The organism is Polaromonas sp. UBA4122 (assembly GCA_002381615.1).
GTDB lineage: Bacteria > Pseudomonadota > Gammaproteobacteria > Burkholderiales > Burkholderiaceae_C > Polaromonas.
The window spans coordinates 1-1,373 of record DFWY01000164.1; the positions used below are offsets into that span (position 1 = coordinate 1).

Below are 1,373 nucleotides of genomic sequence, written 5' to 3' on the forward strand. Positions count from 1 at the left end.
GGCTCGGGCAGGTCACGGCCCCAGTTGACGCCGGTGATGTGGAAGTCCACTTCATTGGCGCCGCAAATCCAGTCGCCCAGCACCGCCACCTCACGGTCGGCCACGATGTTGAGCGGCTTTTTCAGGCCCACAGGTCCCAGGTAACCCGGCATGCAGCCGAAGTGATCTTCGATTTCAGCCCCAGTGGCAAAGCGGAAACCGGCGTCGAGCCCAGGCAGCTTGCCGACTTTGACCTCGTTCATGTCATGGTCGCCGCGCAGCAGCAGCAGCCAGACCCGGGTTTTGACCACTTCGTCGTAGTCGTTGAGTTCATCAGTGGCCAGCACCAGCGACTTGACGGTGCGTGCCAGCGGCTGTCCCAGCAGTTCGGCCACATCGGCGCAAGTAGCCTTTCCCGGTGTTGGCGTTTTCGCCATGGCCTGCGATGGGGCGCTGCGCGGGCCCTCGGGCGCCAGCGCTTCGGCCTTTTCCATGTTGGCCGCGTAGTCGCTGCCGGGGCAGTAGACGATGGCGTCTTCGCCCGTGGCGGCAATCACCTGGAACTCTTCGCTCAGGTCGCCGCCAATCGCCCCGCTGTCAGCAGCCACGGCGCGGTAGGTCAGGCCAAAGCGGTCAAAAATCCGGCGGTAAGCCTGCGCCATGACCTGGTAGCTGGCTTTGGCGCTGGCCTGGTCGCGGTCAAAGCTGTAGGCGTCTTTCATGAGGAATTCGCGCCCCCGCATCAGGCCAAAACGCGGGCGGCGCTCGTCGCGGAATTTGGTCTGGATCTGGTACAGGTTTTTCGGCAGCTGCTTGTAGCTTTTGATGTCCTGGCGCATCACGTCGGTGATGACTTCTTCGCTGGTCGGCTGGACCACGTAATCGCGGCCATGGCGGTCCTTGATGCGCAGCATCTCAGGGCCCATTTTTTCAAAGCGACCCGTTTCCTGCCAGAGCTCGGCCGGCTGGATCACCGGCATGCTCATTTCCACGGCACCGGCCCGGTTCATTTCCTCACGAACAATCGCCTCGACTTTGCGGATCACGCGCAAGCCCATGGGCATGTAGTTGTAAATGCCGGCGCCCAGTTTTTTGATCAGGCCAGCGCGCATCATGAGCTGATGGCTGACGACTTCTGCGTCAGCAGGGGCTTCCTTGAGGGTGGAGATGAAGAACTGGGAGGCTTTCATGGGCTATTTTTCTGGGTTTAGGGTGCTGAAGCCATGCCCTGAGCTTGGCGCTAGTGCCTTCGCTGTGCATAATGGACTCAGTTTAAAAAAATTGAGGTTTGATTATGCTTGACCGGGACGGCTTTAGGCCCAACGTCGGCATCGTCTTGCTCAACCAGAGAAGTCAGGTATTTTGGGGCAAGCGTATCCGTACCCACTCGTGGC

Annotated in this window: 1 protein-coding gene; it reads right to left on the reverse strand. The window is 60.3% G+C overall.

Annotation, left to right across the window (positions count from 1 at the left end):
* Positions 1 to 1,169: proline--tRNA ligase (gene proS, locus B3F77_RS19560; RefSeq protein WP_293606568.1), on the reverse strand; the 1,169-nt coding region annotated here is incomplete at its 3' end.
* Positions 1,170 to 1,373: the final 204 nt, after the last annotated feature.